This is a genomic window from Microbacterium sp. zg.Y909, from assembly GCF_024626565.1.
The window spans coordinates 1-7116 of record NZ_JANJFJ010000226.1 but is presented as its reverse complement, the minus strand read 5'-3'; the positions used below and the strand labels follow the sequence as shown (position 1 = coordinate 7116).

The 7116-nt window shown below is 70.8% G+C and carries 9 protein-coding genes and 1 pseudogene; 7 read left to right on the top strand and 3 right to left on the bottom strand.

Annotation, left to right across the window (positions count from 1 at the left end; translation table 11 throughout):
* The 7 genes and pseudogenes from NQ160_RS15310 to NQ160_RS15280 form a co-directional block, all read left to right on the top strand.
* Window positions 1-432, top strand: a pseudogene (locus tag NQ160_RS15310) (hypothetical protein); the annotation flags it as partial.
* 179 nt (window positions 433-611) lie between these two features.
* A complete protein-coding gene (locus NQ160_RS15305) occupies window positions 612-1412 on the top strand; it encodes a glycosyltransferase family 2 protein (protein ID WP_257516045.1) in 801 nt (266 codons plus the stop codon).
* On the top strand, window positions 1409-2254 hold the full coding sequence (locus tag NQ160_RS15300) for an endonuclease/exonuclease/phosphatase family protein (RefSeq protein ID WP_257516044.1): 846 nt from the start codon (window positions 1409-1411) through the stop codon (window positions 2252-2254). The genes NQ160_RS15305 and NQ160_RS15300 overlap by 4 nt, the downstream gene beginning before the upstream one ends.
* Window positions 2251-2829 carry a DUF2238 domain-containing protein gene (locus NQ160_RS15295; RefSeq protein ID WP_257516043.1) on the top strand — a complete coding sequence of 193 codons (579 nt, stop codon included), beginning with the start codon at window positions 2251-2253 and terminating at the stop codon, window positions 2827-2829. The genes NQ160_RS15300 and NQ160_RS15295 overlap by 4 nt, the downstream gene beginning before the upstream one ends.
* Before the next feature lie 112 nt (window positions 2830-2941).
* The gene (locus NQ160_RS15290; RefSeq protein WP_257516042.1) at window positions 2942-3079 is read left to right on the top strand and encodes a hypothetical protein; all 138 of its coding nucleotides are present in this window, start codon (window positions 2942-2944) and stop codon (window positions 3077-3079) included.
* A complete protein-coding gene (locus NQ160_RS15285) occupies window positions 3076-3558 on the top strand; it encodes a DUF2243 domain-containing protein (protein ID WP_257516041.1) in 483 nt (160 codons plus the stop codon). The genes NQ160_RS15290 and NQ160_RS15285 overlap by 4 nt, the downstream gene beginning before the upstream one ends.
* 12 nt (window positions 3559-3570) lie before the next feature.
* The gene (locus NQ160_RS15280) at window positions 3571-4377 is read left to right on the top strand and encodes a cytochrome c oxidase assembly protein (RefSeq protein WP_257516040.1); all 807 of its coding nucleotides are present in this window, start codon (window positions 3571-3573) and stop codon (window positions 4375-4377) included.
* Here NQ160_RS15280 and NQ160_RS15275 read toward each other — a convergent pair.
* From NQ160_RS15275 to NQ160_RS15265, 3 genes are all read right to left on the bottom strand, one after another.
* Complete coding sequence (locus tag NQ160_RS15275) at window positions 4328-4909, bottom strand: hypothetical protein (protein ID WP_257516039.1); 582 nt, start codon at window positions 4907-4909, stop codon at window positions 4328-4330. The two genes, NQ160_RS15280 and NQ160_RS15275, sit on opposite strands and share 50 nt — an antisense overlap.
* A gap of 23 nt (window positions 4910-4932) precedes the next feature.
* Complete coding sequence (locus tag NQ160_RS15270) at window positions 4933-6075, bottom strand: zinc-dependent alcohol dehydrogenase (protein ID WP_257516038.1); 1143 nt, start codon at window positions 6073-6075, stop codon at window positions 4933-4935.
* 95 nt (window positions 6076-6170) lie between these two features.
* A complete protein-coding gene (locus tag NQ160_RS15265; protein ID WP_257516037.1) occupies window positions 6171-6665 on the bottom strand; it encodes a metallophosphoesterase family protein in 495 nt (164 codons plus the stop codon).
* Between the last annotated feature and the right edge of the window lie 451 nt (window positions 6666-7116).

The window sequence follows — 7116 nt, the reverse complement described above, 5'->3', positions numbered from 1 at the left end:
GTGAAGGTGACCGGCGGCGTCGCCGCCGGTGTCGTGCTGCTGGGCATCGGGTTCGGTGCCGGCTGGGGCGTCTCGAACGCCGTCGAACCGACGCTCGCGGGCAACGCGGGCGACAGCGAGCTGTGGCACCACGACGACATGCGCTGGGATGACGACGACGACCACGACGACTCCGGTCGTTTCGGCCGCGGCGGGCCCCTCGGCGGCATGGACCAGGACATGAACCGGGACATGGACCGCCCCAGCGCGCCCCAGGACAGCGAGTCCGACGTCGCTCCCGAGGACGGCGGAGCCGAGGTGACGCCCGACACCGAGTCCGAGGACGACTCCCGCGGCGACGAGACCCGCCCCGAGCGCCGCGGCCCCGGGGACCGTCACGCCGACGAGCAGTCGGGAGACGACGCCACCCAGAGCAGCACGTTCCGCTTCTGACCCATCCGCCACAACGGCCACGCCCCCTCACCCGGGCGTGGCCGTTCGCGTCTCGCCGGCGGAGCGAGGCCGTCGCCCGGCCGTTGCGCGGGCTTACCTGAGCAGACGCGCCGCGTCAACGACCCGGGACGAGGCCACCCGGTGGGTAGCGTGGCAGAACGTGCCACCGAGGGGATGACGTGACCGCCGCAGAGACCGGGACGAGGACCGCCGTCTCGGTGGTGATCCCGGTGAAGGACGACGACACCGAGCTGCGCCGGTGCCTGCGCGCCCTGGCCCTGCAGACACGCCTGCCCGACGAGATCGTCGTGGTCGACAACGGCTCCACCGATTCCTCGGCCGAGGTCGCCCGCGCCGCGGGGGCGCGCGTGGTGCGCTGCGACGAGCCCGGCATCCCTGCTGCCAGCTCTTGCGGGTACGACGCCGCGCGCGGCGACATCATCCTGCGCCTCGATGCCGACAGCCTGCCCGCGCACACGTGGGTGCAGACGATGTCAGAGGCGCTGGAGCGGCATCCCGACGTCGCGGCCTTCACCGGCGGCGCCCGCTTCGTCGACGGACCGCGGCGCCTGCGGCGACCGCTGGCCGCCCTCTACCTCGGCGCCTACGCCGCCGTCACCTTCTCGGCGCTCGGCCATCTGCCGCTGTTCGGGTCCAACCTCGCCATGCGCAGGTCGGCCTGGCGAGACGTGCACGACGAGGTGCACCGCCACGACCCCGAGGTGCACGACGACCTCGACCTGGCATTCCATCTGGGGCTGCGCCACCGCATCCGCTATCTGCGCAACGCGGCGATGGGCATCTCGATGCGCCCGTTCGGCGACCGTGTGGGCTTTCGACGGCGCGTCTGGCGCGGCTACCACACCGTCGTCGCGCACTGGCCCGAGGATTTCCCGCCGGTGCGCTGGCAGAAGCTGTGGATGCAACGGGCCCTGCACCGCCGCGACGTGCCCGACGCGCGAAGCCGCGTCGGGCGATGACCGACCCCTTGCGGCCTCTCATCGGCCCCGTGGCCACCCCCGACCTGCACGTCATGACGTTCAACATCCGGCGGCGGATGCCGGCTCTGCTCACCCGACCCGCCGACCGTTGGGCGCGGCGGGCGCCGCGGCTTCGCGGCGTGCTGCGCGCGGAGCGGCCGACGGTTCTCGGCGTGCAGGAAGCGCTGCCCGACCAGGCCGCCGCGATCGCCGCCGCCCTCGGCCCGACTCACCGCTTCGTCGGCCACGGGCGCGACCCCCGCCGCGAAGGCGAGGCCTGTCCGCTGTTCTACGACGCCGAGCGGCTCGAGCTGCTCGACTGGAGGCAGAGCGCGCTGTCGGACCGCCCCGAGCAGCCCGGCTCGACCACCTGGGGCAACGTCATTCCTCGCATCCTCGTGCAGGCCGATTTCCGTGACCGCGCCACCTCCGCCGAGTTTATGGTGGTGAACACCCACCTCGACGTGCTCTCCTCGCGCGCCCGGCTGCGCGGGGCCCAGCACATCCGTCGCCTCGTCGCCGGGCAGCCACGGCCGGCCGTCGTGATGGGCGACCTCAACGCGGGGCCCTCCTCCCCCGCCGTCGGAAACCTCCTCGCCGGCGATACGCTCGTCGACGCGTGGACGGCGGCGGCCGAGCATCTCACTCCGGAATGGGGCACCTACGGCGGCTACCGACGGCCCCGCACCGCCGGTGACCGCATCGACTGGATCGCGGTCTCGCCCTCCGCCGCCGTCGTCACCGCCGCCGTCAACGCCGACCCGGTCGACGGTGGCTGGGCGTCGGACCACTTCCCCGTGCAAGCCGTCCTGCGGATGCCGCGATCGGAGAGCAGCCCATGATCGAGAACTTCCTCCGGCGCCCGCAGACGGTGAGCGAGGTCATCGCCGACACGCTGCGACTCGTGGGGCTGATCAGCGTCATCGCGGCGTCGATCTGGAGCACCGCGACCGACGCAGGCATCCTGGCGCTCGCGCTGCCGGCGCTGCTGGTGCCCCGCTTCGTCGGCGTCCGCTCGTCGTTCGACATCGTCTACCAGGTGATCGTGCTGGCCGCGGCGTGGAGCAACGTGCTGGACTTCTACCGCACCGTCGACAACTGGGACCTCATCCTGCACTTCTCGTGCACGGCGGTGCTCGCGGCGATGGCGTACCTGGTGCTCGTCCGGTTCTCGATCACCCCCGACCCCCGCACCGAGGGGTTTGCGCGACGCACGGCGATCGTGCTGGTCACCGTGCTGGGACTGGCGGCGAGCGCCGTCTGGGAGATGATCGAGTGGGTCGGCTACGCGTTCATCACCGACGAGATCTTCGTGACCTATCCCGACACCATCGGCGACATGGCCGTCGGCGGGCTCGGCTCCCTCGTCGCCGGCATCGTGCTGGCCTTCGTGCGTCTCGACCGCTCCGACGCCTGACCAGGTGGGGCCACCGCCGCCCTGACACATCCCCCCGCGGCGCGCAAGGCCCGGGCCTTGCGGTGATCGGCGGTGGTCTACTGGCAGGACGCATCTCGCAGACGGAGGCATCATGACCGACGACAAGCAGAACACGCAGGGAACGCCCGACGGCGACCTCGAGGCCGACACCGCCTCGGGCGGCGCGCCCGAGCAGCCCGACACCACCGACGACGACGATCGTCCGGTCGACAACCCGTCGGGAGGATGAGCGCCGCACCGCTGCGGGGCACGCGCCCCGCGCAGAACCCCTGGTCCGGCGTGCTGTTCGGGGTCGGCCTCATCGCGTTCATCGATGAGGCCGTCTTCCACCAGCTGCTGCACTGGCACCACTTCTACGACCTGTCCACGCCGGCGATCGGCCTGGTGTCGGACGGTGTCTTCCATGCCGTCAGCTGGTTCGCCACCATCGCGGGCCTGTTCCTGCTGGCAGACCTCCGTCGGCACGAGGCCCTGAACTGGCAGCGATGGAGCGGCGGGGTTCTGCTCGGCGCGGGAGTGTTCCAGCTGTACGACGGCACGGTGCACCACAAGGTGTTCGGCATCCACCAGATCCGCTACGTCGAAGACGTCTTCGTCTACGACCTGGTCTGGAACCTCACGGCCGCAGCGATGATCGTCGCCGGAGCCGTGCTGGTCTACCTCACCCGCAGCGCGGCCCCCGTGCGGGCCGAGTCCCCCGCGCGATAGCGGGCCCTGCAGATGGATGCCACTCACGCCCACAGCGGCGGCGCGTCGCTGGATGCGCTCGTGCTGTTCGTCGCCGTCGTGGCGGTGGCCTGCTACCTCGGGGGCGTCGCCGGCTCGCGTCGGCGCGGCCGGGAATGGCCGCTCTCGCGCACGGTGCTGTGGTGCGCGGGTATCGCGGCCGGTGCCGTCGCTGCGGCGGGTCCGCTGGCCGCGGCCGCCCACGAGAGCTTCACCGGCCACATGTGGGCGCACCTGCTCGGGGGCATGGTCGCCCCGCTCCTCATGGTGCTGGGCGCCCCCGTCACCCTCGCGCTGCGGACCCTCGACGTCACCCCCGCCCGACGGCTCAGCCGGCTGCTGCGCAGCGCCCCGGCACGGTTCGTGGCCCATCCGATCACCGCCGCCGTGCTCAGTGCCGGCGGCCTCTGGCTCATCTACCTGACGCCCGTCTTCGAGGCGATGCGCACGCAGCCGCTCGTGCACGTGCTGGTGCATGCGCATCTCGTCGCGGCCGGGTACCTCTTCCTCGCCGCCGTGATCGGGCTCGACCCCCGCCCACACCCGCCGGGGCGCGTGCTGACGGCGATCGTGCTCGTGGCGACGATGGCCTCGCACGGCATCCTCGCGAAGTTCCTCTACGCCAACCCGCCCGCAGGTCTTGACGTGCTCGACGTGCGGGCGGGGGCGCAGCTGATGTATTACGCCGGCGCGTGGGTCGAAGCGATCACCATCGTGATCTTCTGCGCGCAGTGGTACCGGGCGGCCGATGTCACTTCCCGCGCTTCGAGGCCGGCAGGAACACGGCTCGAACGAGCTTGATCGCGAGGACGGATGCCACCACCCACGGTCCGATCACGAGGATCGGGTCCATCCAGGCGTGCTTGAGGTCGATGCGTCCTCGTCCGACGCGCGACGCGATCGGTCGGTGGGCGATCTCGCCGGCCACGCCGGATTCGGTGATCGGGTCATCGGGACGCTTGCTGAAGAGCGAGGTGACGTGGGCCGTGACGGCGTCCACCCTGTCGCCCGCCACGAGCAGCAGCCAGTGCGCGGTCTGACCCTCGCTGAAGCGGTCGTACGCGAAGCGGCGGATGCGTCCGGAGATCCCGTGCAGCGGCTGCGCGGTGCCGAAGACCGGCGTGATGCGCTCGTGCTCGATCGACCGTTCGCGGCCGGACGCGCCGGACTGCTGCGCGGGCAGCTCCCAATGCGCGCCGGTCTCGATGCCGGGCTGCTCCCGGGGGAACGCGGGGCGGTCCGACGGGTCGAGGTCGGCGCCCCAGCCGGGGATGCGGGCGCGCAGCGCCTCGGGATCGGGGGTGGAACCGGGCTTGTCTGCGGTGTAAGGCATGTCGGTCTCCTTCGAAAGGGCGCTCAGGCCACCGTGATGACGGGCTTGATGATGTCGTCGAGCTTCGACGAGAAGATGTGGTACCCCTCGGCGATGTGCTCGAGCGGGATGCGGTGGGTGATCATCTCGCTGGGCTTGATGTGCCCGGCGGCGATGTGCTCGAGCAGCCGCGGCCACTGCCGCTTGACCGGGGCCTGGTTCATGCGCATCGTGACGCCCTTGTTCATGGCGTCGCCGAACTTGACGGCGCTGAACAGCGGCCCGTAGGCGCCCATCACCGAGATCGTGCCGCCCTTGCGCACCGAGTCGATCGCCCAGTTCAGCGCAACCGGGGAGCCGCCCTGCAGCTTGAGCTTGGCGGAGGTGACGTGCTGCATGATGTGCCCGTCTGCTTCTGCACCCACCGCCTCGACCACGACGTCGGCGCCGAGTCCGCCGGTCTGCTTCTTCAGCTCCAGCACGATGTCGTTCACCTGGCCGAAGTTGATCGTCTCGGCGTAGGCGAATTCCTCGGCCTTGCGCAGGCGATAGTCGAGGTAGTCCACGACGATGACGCGGCCGGCGCCCATCAGCCAGCACGAGCGGGCGGCGGCCAGCCCGATGGGACCGGCGCCGAACACCACCGCGGTGTCGCCCTCGACGATGTCGGCCAGCTGCGCGCCGAAGTAGCCCGTCGAGAACGCATCGGTCAGCAGCAGGGCGTCTTCGGGGTCGACGCCGTCGGGGATCACGGCCGGCCCGACGTCAGCGAAGGGCACGCGCACGAGCTCGGCCTGACCGCCGTCGTATCCGCCGGCCGTGTGCGAGTAGCCGTAGATGCCGCCCACGGCGGTGGCGTTGGCGTTGACGTTGTGGCAGTTGGAGAAGAGGCCGCGTGCGCAGAAGAAGCAGCTGCCGCAGTAGATGTTGAAAGGCACCATGACGCGGTCGCCGACCTTCAGGTGCTGCACCGAGGAGCCCACCTGCTCCACCCGGCCGATGAACTCGTGTCCGAACGTGTGGCCCACCCGGGTGTCGGGGAGCATGCCGTGGTACAGGTGAAGGTCCGATCCGCAGATGGCGGCCAGCTCCACCCGCACGATCGCGTCGTTGGGGTGCTGGATCTTCGGGTCGGGCTTCTCTTCCACGCGGAGCTTGTAAGGCCCGCGGTAGGTCATCGCTTTCATTCACGCCTCCTTGTCGGTGGTTCAGTGTTGCGCGGCCACCGGCCCCGACACGTGGGGGTTGCCAAGCCCGCGCGGGCATGGCACAGGGGCGACTGTCAGAGCGTGATCAACCGCACCTGGTGCAGCCGTCCTGCGTCGATCTCGGCGGTCATCATCGTGTGATGCGGCTGTCGCCTGCGGTCCGTCGGTGATCCGGGGTTCAGCAGCCGCAGCCCGCCGGGGGTCGTCGTGTCCCACGGAATGTGGCTGTGGCCGAACACCAGCAGGTCGGTGTCGGCGAAGGCGGCATCCATTCGCGCCTCGCGGCGGCGGGCGTCACCGGTCTCGTGGATCGCTGCCACCCTCACGCCCTCGATGTCGCGGCGCGCGATCTCGGGCAGCCGCTCACGCAGGTCGGCACCGTCGTTGTTGCCCCACACACCGAGCACGGGAGCGTGCCGCTCGAGCTCGTCGACGACGGATGCCGCGACCCAGTCGCCCGCATGGATCACGAGGTCCGCGGCATCCGCAGCACGCAGCACCGCGTCGGGGAGTCGTCGCGCCCGCCCGGGAATGTGGGTGTCGGACACGAGCAGCAGCCGGGTGCTCACGGGCGGGGACGTTCGTCGGTCATCTCACCCTCCTTCGTCGCACTCCACCCTCGCCGACGTCGCGAACCGCGATCGCGGGCTTGACAGCGGCGCAAAGCCGCGCGATCGCGCACAGGTGTTCACCGCGTGCTGGCGCGCCGTTCACCAGGTAGGCGTAGGGTGAGTGCGAACGCGCGACCGCAACCACGGAAACGGCGCATGGTTGTTGGATCGGAACAAACGGTTGGGGTAGTCTCCCCTTGGTGGGACCCACCTCAATGAAGAGCGAGAGGCACAGCATGTTTGGATCAGGCAAGAGGCACCTGGCGGTCATCGGGGCGGCGGCTGTCGCCGTGCTCGCTCTCAGCGGGTGCGCCGGCGGGGACGCCGACACCGAGACCGACGCCGGCGACACCGGCTCGTCGGACGGGACGCTCATCGTCTACACCAACTCCAACTCCGATGGCCGCGG